Annotated in this window: 18 protein-coding genes; 3 read left to right on the forward strand and 15 right to left on the reverse strand. The window is 60.7% G+C overall.

Annotation, left to right across the window (positions count from 1 at the left end; translation table 11 throughout):
* Position 1: 1 nt before the first annotated feature.
* Positions 2–439 carry a DUF3995 domain-containing protein gene (locus tag FJD34_RS10440; RefSeq protein WP_090290842.1) on the reverse strand — a complete coding sequence of 146 codons (438 nt, stop codon included), beginning with the start codon at positions 437–439 and terminating at the stop codon, positions 2–4.
* Between the two features lie 90 nt (positions 440–529).
* Between FJD34_RS10440 and FJD34_RS10445 the strand changes: the two genes are divergently transcribed.
* Both FJD34_RS10445 and FJD34_RS10450 read left to right on the forward strand, forming a co-directional pair.
* On the forward strand, positions 530–919 hold the full coding sequence (locus tag FJD34_RS10445; RefSeq protein ID WP_032861069.1) for a DUF2946 family protein: 390 nt from the start codon (positions 530–532) through the stop codon (positions 917–919).
* A 95-nt stretch (positions 920–1,014) separates the two neighbouring features.
* Entirely contained in the window at positions 1,015–3,129 is a 2,115-nt protein-coding gene (locus FJD34_RS10450; RefSeq protein ID WP_090290841.1) for a TonB-dependent receptor, read from the forward strand.
* A 147-nt stretch (positions 3,130–3,276) separates the two neighbouring features.
* Here the strand turns inward: FJD34_RS10450 and FJD34_RS10455 are convergent, their stop codons facing one another.
* The 3 genes from FJD34_RS10455 to FJD34_RS10465 form a co-directional block, all read right to left on the reverse strand.
* Entirely contained in the window at positions 3,277–4,290 is a 1,014-nt protein-coding gene (locus tag FJD34_RS10455) for an ABC transporter substrate-binding protein (RefSeq protein WP_090290840.1), read from the reverse strand.
* A 116-nt stretch (positions 4,291–4,406) separates the two neighbouring features.
* On the reverse strand, positions 4,407–4,604 hold the full coding sequence (locus FJD34_RS10460; protein ID WP_032861072.1) for a hypothetical protein: 198 nt from the start codon (positions 4,602–4,604) through the stop codon (positions 4,407–4,409).
* Positions 4,604–5,053 carry a hypothetical protein gene (locus FJD34_RS10465; protein ID WP_032861073.1) on the reverse strand — a complete coding sequence of 150 codons (450 nt, stop codon included), beginning with the start codon at positions 5,051–5,053 and terminating at the stop codon, positions 4,604–4,606. Before FJD34_RS10465 ends, FJD34_RS10460 begins: the two co-directional genes overlap by 1 nt.
* A 385-nt stretch (positions 5,054–5,438) precedes the next feature.
* On the opposite strand from FJD34_RS10465, the gene FJD34_RS10470 reads away from it, so the two are divergent.
* Positions 5,439–5,693, forward strand: coding sequence for a hypothetical protein (locus tag FJD34_RS10470; RefSeq protein WP_065943703.1), 255 nt, complete (start codon positions 5,439–5,441; stop codon positions 5,691–5,693).
* A 32-nt stretch (positions 5,694–5,725) separates the two neighbouring features.
* Here the strand turns inward: FJD34_RS10470 and FJD34_RS10475 are convergent, their stop codons facing one another.
* The 11 genes from FJD34_RS10475 to iolE form a co-directional block, all read right to left on the reverse strand.
* Positions 5,726–5,929 carry a hypothetical protein gene (locus FJD34_RS10475; RefSeq protein ID WP_090290839.1) on the reverse strand — a complete coding sequence of 68 codons (204 nt, stop codon included), beginning with the start codon at positions 5,927–5,929 and terminating at the stop codon, positions 5,726–5,728.
* A 125-nt stretch (positions 5,930–6,054) separates the two neighbouring features.
* Entirely contained in the window at positions 6,055–7,737 is a 1,683-nt protein-coding gene (locus FJD34_RS10480) for a methyl-accepting chemotaxis protein (protein WP_373290072.1), read from the reverse strand.
* 181 nt (positions 7,738–7,918) lie between these two features.
* The gene (locus tag FJD34_RS10485) at positions 7,919–8,323 is read right to left on the reverse strand and encodes a TraR/DksA family transcriptional regulator (RefSeq protein ID WP_010564800.1); all 405 of its coding nucleotides are present in this window, start codon (positions 8,321–8,323) and stop codon (positions 7,919–7,921) included.
* A gap of 318 nt (positions 8,324–8,641) precedes the next feature.
* Positions 8,642–9,679: an ABC transporter permease gene (locus FJD34_RS10490; protein WP_032861077.1), complete on the reverse strand. Its 1,038-nt coding sequence runs from the start codon at positions 9,677–9,679 to the stop codon at positions 8,642–8,644.
* Between the two features lie 21 nt (positions 9,680–9,700).
* Positions 9,701–11,239, reverse strand: coding sequence for a sugar ABC transporter ATP-binding protein (locus FJD34_RS10495; protein ID WP_032861078.1), 1,539 nt, complete (start codon positions 11,237–11,239; stop codon positions 9,701–9,703).
* Between the two features lie 62 nt (positions 11,240–11,301).
* Positions 11,302–12,237: a sugar ABC transporter substrate-binding protein gene (locus tag FJD34_RS10500; RefSeq protein ID WP_032861079.1), complete on the reverse strand. Its 936-nt coding sequence runs from the start codon at positions 12,235–12,237 to the stop codon at positions 11,302–11,304.
* A gap of 365 nt (positions 12,238–12,602) precedes the next feature.
* Entirely contained in the window at positions 12,603–13,649 is a 1,047-nt protein-coding gene (locus FJD34_RS10505; protein ID WP_032861080.1) for a Gfo/Idh/MocA family protein, read from the reverse strand.
* 98 nt (positions 13,650–13,747) lie between these two features.
* Entirely contained in the window at positions 13,748–14,758 is a 1,011-nt protein-coding gene (locus FJD34_RS10510; RefSeq protein ID WP_090290837.1) for a Gfo/Idh/MocA family oxidoreductase, read from the reverse strand.
* A 19-nt stretch (positions 14,759–14,777) separates the two neighbouring features.
* The gene (gene iolD / locus FJD34_RS10515; protein WP_090290836.1) at positions 14,778–16,709 is read right to left on the reverse strand and encodes a 3D-(3,5/4)-trihydroxycyclohexane-1,2-dione acylhydrolase (decyclizing); all 1,932 of its coding nucleotides are present in this window, start codon (positions 16,707–16,709) and stop codon (positions 14,778–14,780) included.
* A 33-nt stretch (positions 16,710–16,742) separates the two neighbouring features.
* Positions 16,743–17,537: a 5-deoxy-glucuronate isomerase gene (iolB, locus tag FJD34_RS10520; RefSeq protein WP_032861085.1), complete on the reverse strand. Its 795-nt coding sequence runs from the start codon at positions 17,535–17,537 to the stop codon at positions 16,743–16,745.
* Positions 17,534–18,427, reverse strand: coding sequence for a myo-inosose-2 dehydratase (gene iolE / locus FJD34_RS10525; protein ID WP_090290835.1), 894 nt, complete (start codon positions 18,425–18,427; stop codon positions 17,534–17,536). The genes iolB and iolE overlap by 4 nt, the downstream gene beginning before the upstream one ends.
* Positions 18,428–18,571: the final 144 nt, after the last annotated feature.

Here is an 18,571-nt window from a genome sequence, read left to right on the forward strand (position 1 = left end):
TTCAGGCCCAGGCGACGACCAGCAACCCTGTGCCCAACACCAGGCACAGCGGCGAATAGAAAAACGTATCCAGCCGGGCAAACCGCGAGCCGCCAACCTTCTTGAAAAACCCCACCAGCTCCGAGTCCCCAATTGCTCGCGCAAACATGATCAAGGCAATCGCGCTGATCCCCCACTGCAAGGCCTGATGGCCCACCTGCTGGAAAAACAGCCCCGCCCGCAGGCACACCAGCAATGCAATCAGCACCAGCCCCACGGCCACCAGGAAGGTGCCCAGCGCCGACGGTTTGAACGCCGGTCGCGGCCCGCTGGCGAACTCGCCGGGCAGTTGCGGGATCGCCGCCGTGCTGCCGAACTTGCCGCCTGCGGCCCAGTACACATGGACCATGCTGATAAACGCAAATACCCCGACAACCCACCTCGCAATAACAAAGCTCATGGCTGGATACCCCTTAAAAAGTTCGAAAGAGGATAGTCCTTTTCAGATTTTTTGCAGGCATTTAGTCGTCTGGTGATAAAGTGCCGCCCCATGAAACTCGCCCGTGCCGACCGCTCGTTGATTGCCTGGATGCTCTATGGCTGCGTCCTGTTCAACGTGTTCGCCTGCAGTATTGGCCATGGGCAAATGGTCGGCATGCAGCTCAACGGCATTGGCGGCCAGTTCTGTACCGTAGACCCGCGCACCCAGGCGCCAGCCCCCGTAAACACGGGCGATGAGTCGCTGCCTACGTTGTCCAAGGCCTTCGGTTGCCCGCTGTGTTCCACCGGCGGCATGGGCCCGGCGCTCAACTCCAGCCTTAACGTTGCGGTCCTGCCCCAGCCTCACGCGCCACCGCCAGCCGTGGTGGTCACGGCTGACATTCCCACCCGTTTTACCTGGCCTGCGGCTAATCCGCGCGCCCCACCCGCCTACGCCTGATACCTGCGCTTTCTGACCCGCATACCACGCTGCTTCCCCTGGGAAGCGCGGACGGCTGTGCGTTGCTTCCAAGCCATGCTTTTCAGGATTTATCGATGAAACATTTACCTCTACTGGCGGGCCTGTGCGGCTGCCTGCCTTTTGGCGCCTGGGCCCTTGAGCTGGCCCCCACCACCATTGACGGCGCCGCCAGCAACGAGCCTGGCCTGGCCCTGGACCAATCCAGCGGCATGGCCTCGCGCCTGGGGCTGAGCGTGCGGGAAACCCCGGCCTCCATCAGCATCGCCGACCGCAATGATATCGAGCGCCGTGGCGCCAAGACCTTCCAGGATGCGGCCAATACCCTGCCCGGGGTCAACGCCAGTGCGCCGCCGGGGTTTGGTGGTTTCATCTCCTATCGGGGCTTTACCAGCAGCCAGATCACCCAGATGTTCAACGGCATCAACGTCGCCGGTGGCCTCGCACGGCCGGTGGATGCGTGGATTTATGACCGAGTGGAGCTGGTGGGCGGCCCCTCCTCGCTGATCAACGGCGCCGGCTCCGTGGGCGGCTCGCTGAACTACGTGACCAAGCTCGCCACCCGCGAAGAACAGGCCGTCGAAGGCCAGATCAACTATGGCAGCTACGACACCACCGGCATCGCCCTGGGCCTGAACCACGCCCTGACCGAGCCCGGGGCCGAGGTCCAGCACTACGCGCGCCTGGATGTCAGCCGCAACACCAACCACACCCATATCGACCGCCAGCAACGTGACGCCTGGAGCGTGGCCTTTTCCCTGCTCAGTGACCTCACACCCAACCTGTCCCACACCCTGGCCCTGGAGTATCAGGACGAACACGAAGACAGCCCGTACTGGGGCACCCCGGTGCTCAACCCCAAGGCCGGCGAGTTGAAGATCGACAAGCACAACCGCTTCAACAACTACAACGTCGCCGATGGCCGCTACGAACAGCGGACAATCTGGGCCCGATCGATCATCGACTACCGGATCAACGACAGCACCACCTTGCGCAACACCCTCTATCACCTGGACAGCCAGCGCGACTACCGCAACCTGGAGACCTACCAGTACAGCGCCGACAACAGCGTGGTGAACCGTTCGACGGCCTATCAGGTGCGCCATCAGGGTGAGCAGAACGGCAACCAGTTCGAGCTGCGCCATGACAACAGCCTGTTCGGCCTGGCCACCACCTGGTCCGGCGGTTTCGAATACAAGGTCAACAGCACCACCGCCAGCCCGCTGAACGTGTCCGGCAAGAACGCGGTGGACCCGAACCACTATGATCCGGGGCATTTCTACGACCTCCCTGGCACCAAACCAGGCTTTATCAAGGACAAGACCACCGAAGTGACGACCAAGGCGCTGTTCGTCGAGAACCGCCTGGGCCTGACCGACAAACTGTCACTGCTGACCGGCCTGCGCTATGACGCCATCGACCTGGACGTGACCAGCCACCGTGACAATCAACCTAACGTCAAACGCCGTTGGGAGCCGGTCACCGGACGCGTTGGCCTGACCTACCAGTTCATCCCTTCGGCCAATGTCTATGTGCAATACAGCACCGCAGCCGAACAGCCCACCAGCACCACCCAGGTGTTTGATGTGTCCACCGGCAAGCAATGGGAAGTGGGCAGCAAGTTCGATTATCTGGACGGTCGCGGTTCAGCCACCGTTGCCGCGTACCACATCGAGCGCAAGGACTTTGCCGTGACCGACCCACAAGACCCTACCCGCAGCCTTGCAGTGGGCGCACAGACGTCCAGAGGCATCGAGTTGGCCAGTTCGTTGCGTATTACTCCCAAGCTGTTGGCGGAAGGCAACTTCGCCTGGGTCGATGCGCAATACGATGACTTCAACGAGAAAATCGCCAGCGGCGCGGTGGTCTCGCGCAAGGGCAATACGCCGACCAACGTGCCGAAACGGGTGGCTAACCTGTGGCTGACCTATGACATCGCACCTGCCTGGCAAGGCGGCGTGGATGCGCGCTACGTGGCGCAGGTGTATGCCGACAACGCCAATACCCTGACTGTGCCGGCGTACACCCTGTTTGGCACGTTTTTGACCTACAAGGTCGATCAACACACCTCGGTGACAGGCCGGGTGCGCAACCTGACCAATGAGGTGTATGCGCAGTTTGCCCATGTGTCGCCGGCGTATTACCTGGGATCGCCGCGCACCTTCGAGTTGGCGGTGCAGACCAAGTTCTAAGGCTGGAATGCAGTTAAACCTGTGGGAGCGGGCTTGCTCGCGAATGCGGTGGGTCAGTCTATACATCTGGTGACTGACACTGCGCATTCGCGAGCAAGCCCGCTCCCACACAAGCCCGCTCCCACAGTTTGGTCTTCATATAAGAGGTTATTTGAGGCTGGCTTCGACCTTTGCGGCCACATCCTCCGTCAGCCATGCCTTCCACACCTGCGGATGCTCCTTGAGAAACGCCTGCGCCACTTCACGGGGCGGGGTGTGTTTTTCGCTCATTGTCGCCAGGGCCTGGTTGAGCGGTTCAATCGGGAAGTCGACCTTCTCAAAGAATTGCGCGATCTGCGGGTACTGCTGCTGGAACGACGTGGACACGCCAATACTCAGCTTGGACGCCAACGACCGTGTCGGCTTGGGGTCGGGGTTGTCGGCATCGGTCAGGGTCTTCCAGGCCTCGGCATCGAACGGCGGCTCTTGCAGCTGGATCAACTTGTAGCGCCCCATCAGCGGTGTCGGCGACCAGTAGTAGAACAGGATCGGTTTGCCACGGCGGATCGACGAGGCAATTTCGGCATCCAGGGCCGCGCCTGAACCGCTGCGAAAGTTCACGTAGCTCGCGTCCAGCCCATACGCCTTGAGCTTCTGCTTGTTGACCACTTCCGACGTCCAGCCAATAGGGCTGTTGAGGAACCGCCCCTTGCCAGGTGCCTCCGGGTCCTTGAACACGTCCTTGTAGCGCGCCAGGTCCTGTACGCTGCGCAGCTCAGGAGCCAGCGGCTTGATGCCCCTGGCCGGGTCGCCCTTGACCACATATTCCGGCACCCACCAGCCTTCGGTTGCACCCTTGACGGTATCGCCCAGGCCGACCACCTTGCCCTCAGTTTCAGCCTTGACCCACACCGGGCTGCGTCCCGCCCATTCCTCGCCGATCACCTGGATATCATTTTTGGCCAGGGCGGTTTCCAGGGTGATGGTGGTACCGGGCAAGGTGTCGGTGGGCAAGTCGTAGCCCTTCTCGACGATAAACCGCAGGACTTCGGTGATCAGGCTGCCACTTTCCCAATTCAGGTCGGCAAAGTGGATAGGCGCCTGGGCAGCCGCTACCGGTACGGCCATCGACAGGCCCAGAGTGGTAAGGGACGCTGCCAACAGCGCTCGAATTGCTTTCATGCCTTTGAACCTCGCGTTTACACAGCCATGACGGATGGCTTTGCTGTCACGCCGCGAAAGCCCCTGAATAATTAAGTCCACGCAACTGTAGTAGAGGTTCAAACGGTTGCCGGTATTCAGGGCTGCTGATGCAAACGCTGCAGCTCCCGGCGCACCATGCTGGCGTACTCGGCGGGCCGCAGGGCATAGAGTTGACTGGCCACCCAGTTCAGCCAGGCGCCTTGCAAGTCATCTTTGCGAGCCAGCAGTTCGGCAGCCTTGGCCTGGGCATCTGCCAGGTGCTGCTGGTGAAAACGGGCCCGGCCTTCGCTCATTATTCGCTGGCCTTGAAGGTCACCAGCTCACCCTTGCGCCACTTGGCGGCCTTGCCGGTCACGGCCTTGAGGGTTTTGCTCAGGCCTTCCTGCAACTGTTCGTGGGTGGCGAACACCAGCATCACGCTGTGGCCTTCCTTGAACACAATGCCCTCGCCCTGCGCCGTGGAAACAAACGCGTAGTCGCCCAGGCCATAGACCGTCAACTTGATATCGCGAAACTTCAGTTCGAACTTGCCACCTTCACGACTGGGCAGTACTGCCGCGCGAAAATGATCACCGACCTTGAGTTCCAACCGCGGCTTGTCATCGACCACCAGCGCTGTTTCAGTATCGATTTCAGCAATATAAATGCCTTCCGGGGTTTGTTCCGTGATGTAAACAAACCGCGATTGAAACTGTTTAACCAACTTTGCGCGCAAATCACCCAGCACGAACAATGCGTGCATATCCAGATTACTGACTGCCAAGGAAACGCCCCCACATCTAAAAAAGCGCTACCCGCCCAGGCAGGCAGCACAAAAAAGGCCGATACGGCACGACACACTGAAAAACTGAAGTTGATCCCCGCCAGACTCGTACAGCCGGGCCGGACAGGCCTTATACAAGGTCGTCAGGCATTGCAGGAAATCACAGGTTTATCGGCCAGAGAATACTGGACGCCCCACTTCAGAGAATACCCCATTTGAAAGGGTGGTTTCCGACAGCCATAAACAACGGAAAAACGTTGGATGGAACCGAACGTGGGCTGCCGACAACAATATTAGAACAGCAACACGGCTTAAAACCACCCGAAAAGCTGCACGTAGGTCAACAGATCGACAGGAGCTGGCCATGCAACGAGTTCAACGTCAACCGACACAGGCTTGCGGCACCTTGTCCCGCAAGGGTAGCGCGCTATTCTACAGTGTACATGCCAACAACGTGTGCCCGGATTTCGCGCTGTATCGGGTCGTCCCGGCTGGCAGGAATTTTTTCCATATTCTTGAAGTGCCCAGCGGTCGGGTCAAAGGCTTTCGCAGCGATCACAACAAGGCTTGCGCCTTGGCCAAAGAGTTGGAAGCCCTGCTCTGCACCACAACACCTTAAGCGTCGACTGCAACAAAGCGTGTAACCAGCACTCAATGCAAGCGATCTGATCGCTCCAGGTCCAGTAATGCCTGCCAGGCGGCGCGGCACTCCTGGGCCTCGTCACGGCTGGCAAAGGCGGTGCCGCGCTGTTCGCCATTGAGCAACACCACCCAGCAGGCCCTCAGGCCCAGCGCACGCAGGGTCTGTGGCACACCACTGCCAATCATCACCGCCACATCGACTTTGCTTCGCATGGAAGTTCTCCGCAGGATTAGTTAGCAAGCTAACAATATGCAATATCTTAAGCTGTTCCCTACGCTGGAAAAAGCTATCGGCGTAGAAGCTTCCTTGCAGAACACGCAACAATCCGGGCCCGGACCTACTGCGCGCCAGCCTGCCCTTCAGGCTTGTAACCCAGGCGTAAACCGCCCCAATGCCGGCCATTGACCATGATCGGCACGGACAGGTCGTGCATCAACTCCCCGGTGTCACGGGTATAGGTTTGCAACAACACGGCCTGCTGGTGACTGCCACAACGAATCCCGGTGCGGTCTTCAAACTTGCGCTTGGTCCGATTGTTCACGGCGTCCACCTGGGTATCGCCGGTCAGCGCCTGGGAAAACGCCTTGTTGTGCGTCGGCACATAACCCTGTGGCGTGCAGGCAATCGCGAACACCAAGCCTTCGTGACGGGGCAGCAAGGCTTCCTGGATAGTGGGCAATACTTGATCGGTGTAGCCGTCGAAACGGCTGTGATATTTGGTCGGGTGACTGTTGGCAATCGGTGTGTAGCTGCGATTGAACAGGTCGTCGAGGCTGATGCGGTTCTGCTGGACATCCGCTTCGAACTGCGCGGCAATCCGGCTCGCACCTTCGCGGGCCAGGTCGTAGATGCGCTGGTGATAGTCGTCCAGGCCAACTTCAGCCAGGCGCTCGCTGATCGTTTCGGCCTGCCCTTCCATTTGCACGGCGGCCTGGGCCAACTGCTGGGTCTGCTGGTCGCTGACGGTCAAGTCGCTACGCATCTGCTCCACCGCATGGAACAGGCTGTCGAGCTGCACCCGATTGGTCTCGGTACCCTGGGCAATCGCGCTGACCTGGCCCTCCACTCCCGCCGCCAACGTGGCAATGCTTTCCAGTTGCTCGCCGGCGTGCTCCACCTGCTCGACGCCAGCCTGCAAATCCACGGACAGTTGGCGAATTTGCTCCACCACCTGGGCGGTACGCTGCTGGATGTCCGCGACCATCACCCCCACTTCATCGGTGGCGGTCGCCGTACGGCCCGCCAGGCCACGCACTTCATCGGCCACCACGGCGAACCCGCGCCCATGCTCACCGGCACGGGCGGCTTCAATCGCGGCATTCAGGGCCAACAGGTTGGTCTGGCTGGCGATGGACTGAATCACCAGGGTCACGCGCTGGATTTCTTCGCTGCGCTGGCTCAGGGCCTCGATCAATTGGCGACTGTCGCTGGCGCGCTGGCTGAGTTGGTGCATGCGGCTGATGGATTCCCCCAGCACCGCCCGCCCCTCGGTACTGCGCTGATGGGCCTGGCCCGCTGCACTGAGGGCCTCACGGCTGAGCTGGGAAGTCTGTTGCTCGGTGCCAATCATCACTTCGGCACTGTTGACGATTTGCTGGGCAGCGCCCAATTGCGATTGCAGCCTGGCCGCCAGTTGCTTGACCGAATAGGCCACGCCAGCTGCTGACAACGCATTATGGCTGGTGGTGTAGGACAGATCGCGAGTCAACGCGCCCATGGCATCCTCGGCCACATCAGGCGCAAGGCTGCGGGCCGGTTTTTTCAGGCGTGGCAGCCAGACCAGCAACAGGGCGACGGGCACGCAGAGGTAGATCGACAGCTCGGCAAACGCCAGGCCCAACAGTATCAGCACCAGGGCGATGCTTTGCAGGAACGGCGTCACCCAACCAGGCAGTTGGCGGCTCACCGCATGCGGCACCACGGCGGCGCCCATCAGAGATCCATCCCCAGCCATGCTTGTCACCCCACTGTCTGTCATTATTGTGCCTGCATTAAACGCCACTAATTGGCCATTATCCATGGGCCTTTGGTGTTAGGGCTTGCAGCAGATCAATAGACTGGGGGGATGAGGTTGCTGACCCTCACCTGATGTAGGAGCGAGCTTGCTCGCGAAGAACTCAGGGACAACACGTTTATCCAGAATACACGTGTAATCGTTGACGACTTTCGCGAGCAAGCTCGCTCCTACAGGGGCGGACAGATCAGGCTTGGCGCTGATGCTTGTCGATTTGCTCGTGGCGCTCTTGCGCTTCGATGCAGTACTTGGTGGTCGGGCTGATCAGCAGGCGCTTGAGGCCGATAGGCTCGCCGCTGTCATCACACCAGCCAAAGGAATCTTCCTTGATGCGCTCCAGGGCACGCTCAAGTTGCGGCAGCATGCGCTGGTCGCGGTCGATCGCGTTTACCAGCCAGGTGCGCTCTTCTTCTACCGAAGCGGCGTCAGCCGGGTCAGCCGGGGTGTCCAGGCTTTCAATGGCGATGCGGTTCTGCTCAATGCGCTCGTGGTGTTCGACTTTCATGTCTTGCAACAACTGCTCGAAAAAAGCGTGCTGCTCGGCATTCATGTAGTCATCCGCCGGCATGGCCAGCAACTTTTCCTTTGTCATTGATTTCTCTATAAAAAATACGTGCATTAAGGCGAATAAGGGAGCGTTCCGGCCAACCTCTGCAGATCGGGGAAAGACGCCGTCCATTCCAAGCGCCACCCGGCACTCAATTTACGAGGGGCGGCAGTCTACGGCTGACTTGAGGGCGCAGCAACTGAAATGACAGGCAATTTGTCCGACATTCTCCCAAAAGGCACCAGGACGGGCTTGGCAGGCGGTTATCGGAGTGCGTTTATAGCAGGAATTTTCATAAAGCAGCTATAAGTTGCAAGCTGCAAGCGACAAGCTGTCAAGCCCGCCGCACTTGCAGCTTGAAGCTTAACGCTTGCGCTGCTTCTTATTGCGATACTGGTCGATCACCACCGCCACCACAATGATCAGGCCCTTGATGATGTCCTGGATGTAGGCATCCACCCCCACGAAGGTAAACCCGCTGGCCATCACCCCGAGAATCAGCGCGCCAATCACCGTGCCGGTGATACGCCCTACCCCGCCCGCCAGGCTGGTGCCGCCGATGACCGCCGCGGCAATTGCGTCCAGTTCGTAGGACATACCCATCCCGGCCTGCCCGGTAGCGGCCCGCGCCGAGGCGACCACACCCGCAAGCCCGGCCAGCAGCCCGGCGATGCTGTAGACAATGATCAGGTGGCGCTTGACGTTGATCCCCGAAGTCCGCGCCGCCTGCATATTGCCGCCGATGGCATAGGTGTACTTGCCGTACTTGGTGTAGCGCAGGGCAATGTGAAAGATCACCGCCACCACCAGGAAAATAATGACCGGCATCGCGCCATGGCCGATGGCCGTGTAGGAATCCGACAGCATGCTCACCGGCTGGCCTTCGGTGTAATAACGCGCCAGGCCACGGGCCGAAACCATCATGCCCAGGGTGGCGATAAACGGCGGGATCCCGGTAATGGCAATGATGCTGCCGTTGATCGCCCCCGCCAACAACCCCACGCCCAGGCCGGCCACCACCGGGATCCACACTGGCAAGTCAGTCAGTGATGGAAACACCGCACGGGAAAAATCCGAGGTTTGCGCCAGACTCGCAGCAATCATCGCCGACAGCGCCAGCACCGAGCCCGAGGACAGGTCGATCCCCGTGGTGATGATCACCTGGGTCACACCAATCGCCAGCAAACCGATGATCGACACTTGCAGGATCATCAGCACCAGGCGCTGGGAGTTCATCAGGAAGCTCTGGTCACGTACGATCCAGCCAAACAATTCGAACACCAGGCCGATGCCGATCAGCACCAGGAAAATGCTCAGTTCGGTAGGAAACCGCCGCCGACTCTTGACCGGTGCCGTGGCGGGCTTCTTTTCCTCGGGTTTGCTTTCCAGTATCGCGTTCATTACCCGTCACCTTTTTATTCGTTAGTGGACTGCCGTCATACCGGAAGCCAGTTGCATGACTTTTTCCTGGGTGGCCTCGGCCCGGTCCAGGGTGCCCATCAGCTCGCCTTCGTGCATCACCATGACGCGGTCGCTCATGCCCAGCACTTCCGGCAGTTCCGAAGAAATCATGATCACCGCCATGCCCTCGCTGGCCAGCAAGGCAATCAAGCGATAGATCTCGGCCTTGGCGCCGACGTCGATGCCACGGGTCGGTTCATCGAGGATCAGCAGCCGGGGATTGGTCATCAGCCAACGGGCCAGCAAGGCCTTTTGCTGATTGCCGCCGGACAGGGTGTCGATGCACTGCTCAAGGGAAGGGGTTTTCACCCGCAGTTTCTGGCACATGTCTTCGCACAAGGCCCGCAGGGCTTTTTGCTGGATGAAGCCATTGCCCGAATAGTGCGGCAGCACTGCCATTTCCATGTTTTCCAGGACCGACAGGCAGGGGAACAGGCCACTGAGCTTGCGGTCCTCGGTCAACAGTGCAAAACCCTGCTTGATGGCCAGATGCGGGTCGCTGATGCGCAGCACCTGGCCGTCGAGGCGGATTTCGCCACCGTCGCTTGGGGTAATGCCGAACAGGGTTTCGGCGACGTTGGTGCGGCCCGAGCCCATCAGCCCGGCAATACCGAGGATCTCGCCGGCATGCAGATCAAACGATACGCCCTCAAACACACCCTCCAGGCGCAGGTCGCGCACCGACAGCAGCAGCTCGCCGACGGGCTTGTCGCGCACGGGAAACAGTTGGCTCAATTCACGCCCGACCATCATCGAGATCAGGCTGTCGCTGTCCATGCTGTCGGCCCGTTGCAGGCCGATATAGGCGCCGTCGCGAAACACCGCCACTTCATCGGCGATGGCAAACACTTCATTCATTTTATGGGTGATATAGATGATGCCTTTACCCTGGGCCTTGAGGTCGGCAATGATCGAAAACAGATGGGCCACTTCCTTGTCGGTAATTGCCGACGTCGGTTCGTCCATGATCAACACGTCAGAGTCATAGGACACCGCCTTGGCAATCTCCACCATCTGCCGCTCGGCAATGCTCAGGCTGCCGACCAGTTCCTCAGGATCGAGGTTGATCCGCAACCGTGCCAGCAACTCGGCCGTGCAGCGGTGCATGGCCCGGTGATTGACCAGCCGCAGGCCATTGAGCTGCTCGCGACCGATCCAGATGTTCTCGGCGATGCTCATATGGGGCATCAGGTTGAGCTCCTGGTGAATCATCGCAATGCCCGACTGCAACGCGGCCAATGGCGTATCGAATACCACCGGTTTGCCCCGCAGGCGGATTTCTCCGGCATCGGGCTGGTAGATACCGGCGATGATTTTCATCAGCGTCGACTTGCCGGCACCGTTCTCTCCCATCAGCGCCAGGACCGAGCCGGGGCGCACCCGCAATTGCACATCGTCCAGGGCCACGACGCCGGGAAAGCCTTTGCTGATATGGGCGATTTCCAGCAGGTAGGGTTGTTCCAGGCCGGCGGGCTGCGCAGCCGTCGCTTGAGCGAGCATATCGGGGCTCCATCAGCAGGGCGACGGTGATCACCCTGCAGGCTTATTGTTGTTATTGAACGCTACTTGAATGACGCAACATTGTCCGGGGTGATCAGTTGGAAAGGCACCACGACGTTTTGCTCGACCGCCTCGCCCCTGGCCATTTTCACCGCAGCCTCCACTGAACCGACCGCCTGCCCCTTGGCATCCTGGAACACCGAGAGCGCCATCTCCCCCTTGGAAATCGCATTCAACCCGTCGGGCGTGCCATCGACACCGCCAATCAACACGCTGCCCGGTTTGACGCCGGCGGTTTTCAACGCCATGGCCGCACCAATCGCCATTTCGTCGTTGTTGGCGACCACCGCATTGAACTCGCGGCCCTGGGTCAACCAATCGTTCACCAGCGTCATGCCCTTGTCCCGCAGCCAGATCCCGGTCTGCTCCTGTTCAACCTTGATGTCCGGATATTGACCGAGGATCTCCTTGACGCCCTTGGTGCGATTGGTCGTCGAGTTGTTGGCCAGGTCACCCAGCAGAATCACGATCTTGCCTTTGCCGCCCATCTTCTCGGCCAGGTACTGCATTTGCAGTTTGCCGGCCTCGACATCATTGGACGTCACCGTCACCACCCCTTTGGGCAGGTCGGTCTGATCCGGGCGGCGGTTGACGTAGACCAGCGGGATGCCGGCCGCCACCGCAGCCTTGGTGATACGGGCGGTGGAGGCCGTATCCACCGGGTTGACCACCATGGCATCGACTTTCTGGCTGATAAAGTTCTCGACCTGGCTCAGTTGCTTGACCACGTCGGCGCGGGCATCTTCGAATTGCAGTTGCACGCCGTCGCCCTTGGGGTAGGACTTGGCTTGCTTGTCCATGTCTTCACGCAGGTAGGTCAGGAAAGTGTCGTCGAACTGCGACATGCTGACGCCAATCTTGAGATCGGCGGCGGCGGCCACACCACTGGCAAGCAGCATCGCCAAGGCCAGCGGGGCGAAACGGATCTGAGTCTTCATGAACGGTCTGTCTCCACTTTCTTGTTGGTTTTCTGGACGTAGCGTTTATCAGAGCGATGGTGTTGAAGCAGGCAGTCGCACCACTGGCGCCCCTGGGATGCAGCACACCAGGGCGCCCTTGCTTTCGACGCAAAGGACATTGAGAAAAGAGAAATAGAAGGGCCGTGCGCGGGGCAGGAAGGCAGAACGTAACACTTGCAGTACAGCGTTGGAGATTTTCATCTGACGGTACCTGGTTGTTTTTTATCTTGTTTTTGTTGAGTCCCGCGGCTCCTTTAGAAAGGAAGGCCGAGACGGACTTTCAGCAACCTGGAATGACTTTATTGGAAAATAATTTCCATATCAACTCATTTTAGAATTTTATTCTATTTTCGTCCCCCCCCTTTCACCGCGGCCATCTCTACCACTTGCCGGTGCTCGGCGCTGAGCCTGGCGGCATCCAGCACCCGTGTGGTTTCCCAGGCATCCCGGGACTCCACCGGCAGTGCGCCGAGGCCTTGCACAGCACGTTGCAACTGCCGGTAGAACTCGTTCCAGGCGCCCTTTTGCGAGGGGATTCGCTCGCGTTCCGCCCCTTGCTCAAACCAGCCCCAGCGCCGATGTTCTTCGGCGCCCCAGTGCTCGCCTTCAGTCTTCGGGGTCTTGCCAGCCATCAGCGCTTCTTCCTGGCCGTCCAGGCCCTCGACGGTGTAGCAGCCCGCCGTGCCATTGACCCGAAAACGCGGGGCCGGGCTGTTTTGCAGGGCGCTGCCCCACAAGTGGGAAATCACCCCATTGGCATGGGTCAGGCAGACAAAAAAACCATGATCGACCGTGGGATGCTCGGCGCTGTACTGCAATTGCGCAAACACCCGCTCCACCGGGCCGAACAACTGCAAAGCCTGGTCCACCAAGTGGCTGCCCAGATCCCGCAGGAACCCGCCGCCGCTGGCATTGCCCACCGCTTGCGGGTTGTAGCGCTCCACTCGGGATTCAAAGCGGGTGATGGTGCCCAGAGCGCCAGCGTCGATCAGCTTGCGCAAGGTGAGGTAATCCGAGTCCCAGCGCCGGTTCTGGTAGACGCTGAGTTTCACCCCTTCACGTTCGGCTGCGGTGATCAGCGCCTGGGCCTGCTCGGCATTGCTGGCAAACGGTTTGTCGCTGACCACCGCCACACCATATTCAATGGCCTCCAGCACCAGGGCCGGGCGGCCCTTGAGTGTGGTGGAAATCACCAGCACATCCACCCCGGCCTCAACGATCTGCGCGATGCTGTCGAATGCCGGCAATCCGGGATGCTCCGTCGCCAGTTGCTGGCGCCGCTCGGGCGAGCGAGTCACCACACCGACAAACGTCGCCCCGGGCAATGTGGCGATCAGCGGGGCATGAAAAAAACGGCCACCGTGGCCGTATCCAACCAGTCCGATGCGCATGAACCAACTCCTTGCTTGAAGTGCAAACCCCATCAAAATGTAGGAGCTGGCTTGCCAGCTCCTACAACGACCGCGTTTCACCTGTGGAATGGGAGGCGCTAGCCGTAGAACGCAGGGCGATCCGGCAGGCTGACCTTGACGATCTGCCCACTGCCCTGGGCCTCGATACACGCATCCGCCGCCACCGCTGCGGCAAAGCCATCCCACGCCGATGGCCCACCCACCTGGCCGGCACGCACACCATCGATAAAGGCCTGCAACTCGACGTCATAGGCAGCGATAAAGCGATCTTTCCAATCCATCAGAATCGCATTCGACAGCTTGGCGCCGCTGCGCAATTGCACCTGGGACGGTTCCGGCAATTTGGCAATACCGGTCTCCCCCACCACTTCGCACTGGATGTCGTAGCCGTACTGGCAGTTCACAAACACTTCCACATCAATCCGCGTGCCCCTGGCGGTTTCCAGCAGCACGATCTGCGGGTCGCGCAAATGGCTCAGGGCCTTGCTGGTTTTACGCGGGAACACCACCTGCACCGACACATAGTCATCGGCCAACAGCCAGCGCAACACGTCCAGTTCATGGATCAAGGTGTCGGTAATGGCCATGCTGGTGCTGTAGTTCTCGCCCACACTCGGGTTGCGATGGGCGCAGTGCAGCATCAGCGGCTCGCCGATCTGGCCACTGTCGATCACCGCCTTGAGCGCCTGATAGCCCTGGTCGTAGGGGCGCATGAAACCGACCTGGACCAGGCGCTTGCCATGGGCCACTTCGGCCTCGACGATGTGGCGACAGCCCTGGGCTGTGACCGCCAGCGGCTTTTCACAGAACACCGGCTTGCCCGCAGCAATCGCCGCCAGCACGAACGCCTCGTGGCTCGGCCCCCAGGAGGTGACCAGCACCGCCTCGACCTGCGCCGAGTTAATCAGCGCATGACCATCGGCGTACACCTCGGCATTGAGTTGCAGGTCCGCCACCACCTGGGCCGCCTGTTCAAGGTTGATATCGGTGACCGCCACCACCTGGCTGTTGAGCAAGGTCTGGCTGCAACGGCGAATATGGTCGCGGCCGATGGCGCCCGTACCGATCACACCCAACTTCAAAGACATGGCAACACTCCTCTTATTGTCAGTACTGCCGGGCCTTGGCCAGGCGTTCATTGAGTTGTTTGGCGCAGGCGTTGGTGCGCGCGCTGGTGGACACCTGCGCCACGCCGACCCGCCACCACGACAGGTAGCCGTGGATCATGGTCTTGGGCAAAACCTTGATGTCGATCAGGGTCGACACGCTCTGCTCGCGTGCATCGGCCAACGCGGCGTGCAGTTGCGCAACCGTCGTGACCTTATAAGTCTTGCAACCATAGGCCGCCGCACTCATGGCGAAATCCACCGGCACCAGGCCACCATCGAGCTTGCCGCTGGCAGGGTTGCGGAAACGGAATTCGGTGCCAAAGCTGTCCATGCCGTTGCCCATCTGCAGGTTGTTGATGCAACCGAAGGCCATGTTGTCCAGCAGCACCACGTTGATCTTGCGCCGCTCCTGGATCGAGGTCGCCAGCTCCGAATGCAGCATCATGTAAGAGCCATCGCCGACCAGGGCGTAGACCTCACGCGCCGGCTCGGCCAGTTTCACGCCCAGGGCCGCGTTGATCTCATAGCCCATGCACGAATAACCGTACTCGACGTGGTAGGTATTGACCCCCTTGCTGCGCCAACTGCGCTGCAAATCCCCCGGCAGGCTGCCGGCAGCGGCGACAATCACCGCATCGTCGGCCAGGGCCTCGTTGAGCACGCCCAGTACCTGGCTTTGGGTCAGGCAGGAGCCGGTCAGTTCGATAAACTCGCGCAGTACCGCCGGGTCCATGTGGTCATTGATCTCGGGGGTGAAGTCGGCGTCGGTGTAGCGCGCCTGATAGACCCGGTCCACTTCGGCATCCAGTTGCGCACGGGCCTGGCGTGGCTGCTCGCCCCATTGCGCGCAGTAATCGCCCAGGACGCCGGTCAACTCCTGCAGCCCCAGCCTGGCATCTGCCAGCACCTGCACGCCGTCGAGCTTCAGGACATCGCCGGGGCTGATATTGAGGTTGAGAAACTGCACCTCGGGGTGTTGGAACAGCGATTTCGATGAGGTGGTGAAGTCGGTATAGCGCGTGCCAATGCCGATGATCAGGTCGGCGTCGCGGGCCAGCAGGTTGGCGGCCAGGCAACCGGTTTCACCGATACCGCCGACATTCAAGGGGTGGCTGGAGACGATTGCGCTCTTGCCGGCCTGGGTCTCGGCAAAGGGGATCTGAAAACGCTCGGCAAACGCTTGCAGCGCCGCATTCGCCCCGGCGTACTTGACCCCGCCACCGCAGATAATCAGTGGCTTGCGCTTGGACTTGAGCAGCGCGGCAGCCTCGCGCAGCATCGCTTCGGTGGCCGGGCGACGGTCCAGGCGGTGTACGCGCTTTTGCAGGAAATAATCCGGGTAGTCCCAGGCCTCTGCCTGCACGTCCTGGGGCAAGGCCAGGGTCACGGCGCCGGTTTCGGCAGGGTCAGTCAACACGCGCATGGCGTGGATTGCCGCACTCATCAACTGCTCGGGGCGGTTGATACGGTCCCAGTATTTGCTCACGGCGCGAAACGCGTCGTTGGTGCTGATGCTCAGGTCATGGAATTGTTCGATCTGCTGCAACACCGGGTCCGGCTGGCGGCAGGCATACACATCACCCGGCAGCAGCAACAGCGGGATGCGGTTGGCGGTGGCGGTCGCGGCGGCGGTGAGCATATTTGCCGCGCCGGGGCCGACCGACGCCGTACAAGCGTAGACCTTGCGCCGCAGATGCTGCTTGGCAAAGCCAATCGCGGCATGGGCCATGCCCTGTTCGTTGCGGCCCTGATGCACCACCAGGTCGCCACTGTCCTGTTCCAGGGCCTGGCCCAGGCCCAGCACATTGCCGTGGCCGAAGATGGTGAACACCCCTGCGACGAACTTGCTCTGCACGCCATCGACTTCGATGTACTGGTTATCGAGGAACTTCACCAGGGCCTGGGCCATGGTCAATCGGGTTGTGGTCATGTTTCGCACCCGTGTCTTTTGGATTTGGCGTTGTTAAAGATCCAGCAACCAACTGTGCCGGGGGTCGTTGTGAAAGTGCCAGGCGCGCTTGGGACCGGCCATCACGTTCAAGTAATACGACTCGTAGCCATACGGTACGCTGACCGGGTGATAGCCCTTGGGCACCACCACCAGATCGTGGTTTTCCACGGCCATGGCCTGGTCGATGCTGCGGTCGTCGGTGTACACCCGCTGGAAGACAAAACCCTGGGATGGGTTGATCTGGTGGTAGTAGGTTTCTTCGAGAAAGCTCTGGTGCGGCAGGTCATCGGTGTCGTGCTTGTGCGGCGGGTAGCTGGACGAATGCCCGGACGGCGTACGCACCTCCACCACCAGCAGCGAATGGGCCGGTTCGCTGTCGGGCAGGATGTCGCAGACATAGCGGGTGTTGGCCCCCTTGCCGCGCACGCTGCGCCGGCAGTGCTCGGGACGGATCAGCCGGGGCGCAAGACCGGCGGCGGCAGAGCCCGGCGCGGCACAGACGGCGATCTGCACATCGCTCAGGGCTGTCACCTGGGCCACCGTGTTGGGCGGCAGATAGGCTGCGAACGGCGATTTATCCTCGAACACTGACTGGCGATCCCCGAGGTTCTGCCAACTGAAGCCCTCGCCTTCGATCGTCACTCGGCCACTGAGCAGTACCAGGCACAACTCTTTGTCGTCGGCACTGACCGGCAGCGTTTGCCCCAGGCCCAGGCGGTAAGCGGCAAACCCCACATACTCCAGGCCGCCTGCTGGCAGCGCGACCATGGTTTGCCCGCGCGGCGTGCTTTTGACCAACAGGCTCATTGTCCAGCCCTCGCATCCAACAGCGCCCGCAAGGTATCGAAGCCTTTTTTTGCATAGATATAGCTGGGCGCCACGGCCGGATCCTGCTCAGCCTCCACCACCAGCCAACCGCTGTAACCGGCGCCCAACAGTACGTCCAGCAACTCGGCGAAGTCGATATCGCCATCCCCCGGCACGGTGAAGGTGCCGTTGACGATACAGTCGGGGAAGCTCCACATCTGGTTGCGCGCCAGTTGCACCACCGGCTTGCGCACGTCCTTGAAATGCACATGGCAGATGCGCGCCAGGTGCTTGCGCAGCACCTCGACCGGCTCGCCGCCGCCCATGTAACAGTGCCCCGAATCAAACAGCAGGCCGACCTCCGGGCCGGTGAGGCGCATCAAGGTGTCGATGTCTTCCGGGGATTCGACATAAGCGCCCATATGGTGGTGATAGGCCAGGCGCACGCCCTGGGACAGGGTAAAACGCGCAAGCTCGGTGAGCTTGTCGGCGTAGGCCTGCCACGCCTGCTCACAGTGGAAACGCGGACGTTCGATCAGGCGGACCGGCGAGCCCTGGATCGAGTCGGCCACTTCACCGTAGACCAGCACCGTGGCACCGTTCTCACGCAGCAGTTGCACATGACTGGCGATGGCGTCGATTTCCTCGGCCACCGAACGTCGGGCCAGGCGGCTGGAGTACCAGCCGGAGACCAGCGCCAGGTCGTAGGGGCGCAACACATCGCCCACGCCCTTGGCGTCCTTGGGGAACTTGCCGTTGAGCTCGAAACCTTCGTAGCCGATGGCCTTGCCTTCGCTGAGCGCGGTGCTCAAGGGCGTCTCGCCGCCCAGGGCCGGCAGGTCGTCGTTGCTCCAGGAGATGGGGTTGATGCCAATACGGATTGCGGGCATGGCTGCACCTTTTATTGTTTTAACCTGAGATCACTGGGATCTGCTTTCTGTAGGAGCTGGCTTGCCTGCGATAGCGGTGGGTCAGGCACTTAATGTGTATCTGACAGACCGCTATCGCAGGCAAGCCAGCTCCTACAATTGATC

Source organism: Pseudomonas brenneri (genome assembly GCF_007858285.1).
GTDB classification, from domain to species: Bacteria; Pseudomonadota; Gammaproteobacteria; order Pseudomonadales; family Pseudomonadaceae; genus Aquipseudomonas; species Aquipseudomonas brenneri.

What these genes read in the sequence shown, in the direction of transcription:
- FJD34_RS10445 (WP_032861069.1), top strand. Translation starts at nt 530, where the DNA reads ATGAAACTCGCCCGTGCCGACCGCTCGTTGATTGCCTGGATGCTCTAT.
- FJD34_RS10460 (WP_032861072.1), bottom strand. Translation starts at nt 4,604, where the DNA reads ATGAGCGAAGGCCGGGCCCGTTTTCACCAGCAGCACCTGGCAGATGCC.
- FJD34_RS10450 (WP_090290841.1), top strand. Translation starts at nt 1,015, where the DNA reads ATGAAACATTTACCTCTACTGGCGGGCCTGTGCGGCTGCCTGCCTTTT.
- FJD34_RS10470 (WP_065943703.1), top strand. Translation starts at nt 5,439, where the DNA reads ATGCAACGAGTTCAACGTCAACCGACACAGGCTTGCGGCACCTTGTCC.
- FJD34_RS10500 (WP_032861079.1), bottom strand. Translation starts at nt 12,237, where the DNA reads ATGAAGACTCAGATCCGTTTCGCCCCGCTGGCCTTGGCGATGCTGCTT.
- iolD (WP_090290836.1), bottom strand. Translation starts at nt 16,709, where the DNA reads ATGACCACAACCCGATTGACCATGGCCCAGGCCCTGGTGAAGTTCCTC.
- FJD34_RS10475 (WP_090290839.1), bottom strand. Translation starts at nt 5,929, where the DNA reads ATGCGAAGCAAAGTCGATGTGGCGGTGATGATTGGCAGTGGTGTGCCA.
- FJD34_RS10440 (WP_090290842.1), bottom strand. Translation starts at nt 439, where the DNA reads ATGAGCTTTGTTATTGCGAGGTGGGTTGTCGGGGTATTTGCGTTTATC.
- FJD34_RS10455 (WP_090290840.1), bottom strand. Translation starts at nt 4,290, where the DNA reads ATGAAAGCAATTCGAGCGCTGTTGGCAGCGTCCCTTACCACTCTGGGC.
- FJD34_RS10490 (WP_032861077.1), bottom strand. Translation starts at nt 9,679, where the DNA reads ATGAACGCGATACTGGAAAGCAAACCCGAGGAAAAGAAGCCCGCCACG.
- iolE (WP_090290835.1), bottom strand. Translation starts at nt 18,427, where the DNA reads ATGCCCGCAATCCGTATTGGCATCAACCCCATCTCCTGGAGCAACGAC.
- FJD34_RS10510 (WP_090290837.1), bottom strand. Translation starts at nt 14,758, where the DNA reads ATGTCTTTGAAGTTGGGTGTGATCGGTACGGGCGCCATCGGCCGCGAC.
- iolB (WP_032861085.1), bottom strand. Translation starts at nt 17,537, where the DNA reads ATGAGCCTGTTGGTCAAAAGCACGCCGCGCGGGCAAACCATGGTCGCG.
- FJD34_RS10480 (WP_373290072.1), bottom strand. Translation starts at nt 7,737, where the DNA reads ATGGATAATGGCCAATTAGTGGCGTTTAATGCAGGCACAATAATGACA.
- FJD34_RS10465 (WP_032861073.1), bottom strand. Translation starts at nt 5,053, where the DNA reads ATGCACGCATTGTTCGTGCTGGGTGATTTGCGCGCAAAGTTGGTTAAA.
- FJD34_RS10495 (WP_032861078.1), bottom strand. Translation starts at nt 11,239, where the DNA reads ATGCTCGCTCAAGCGACGGCTGCGCAGCCCGCCGGCCTGGAACAACCC.
- FJD34_RS10505 (WP_032861080.1), bottom strand. Translation starts at nt 13,649, where the DNA reads ATGCGCATCGGACTGGTTGGATACGGCCACGGTGGCCGTTTTTTTCAT.
- FJD34_RS10485 (WP_010564800.1), bottom strand. Translation starts at nt 8,323, where the DNA reads ATGACAAAGGAAAAGTTGCTGGCCATGCCGGCGGATGACTACATGAAT.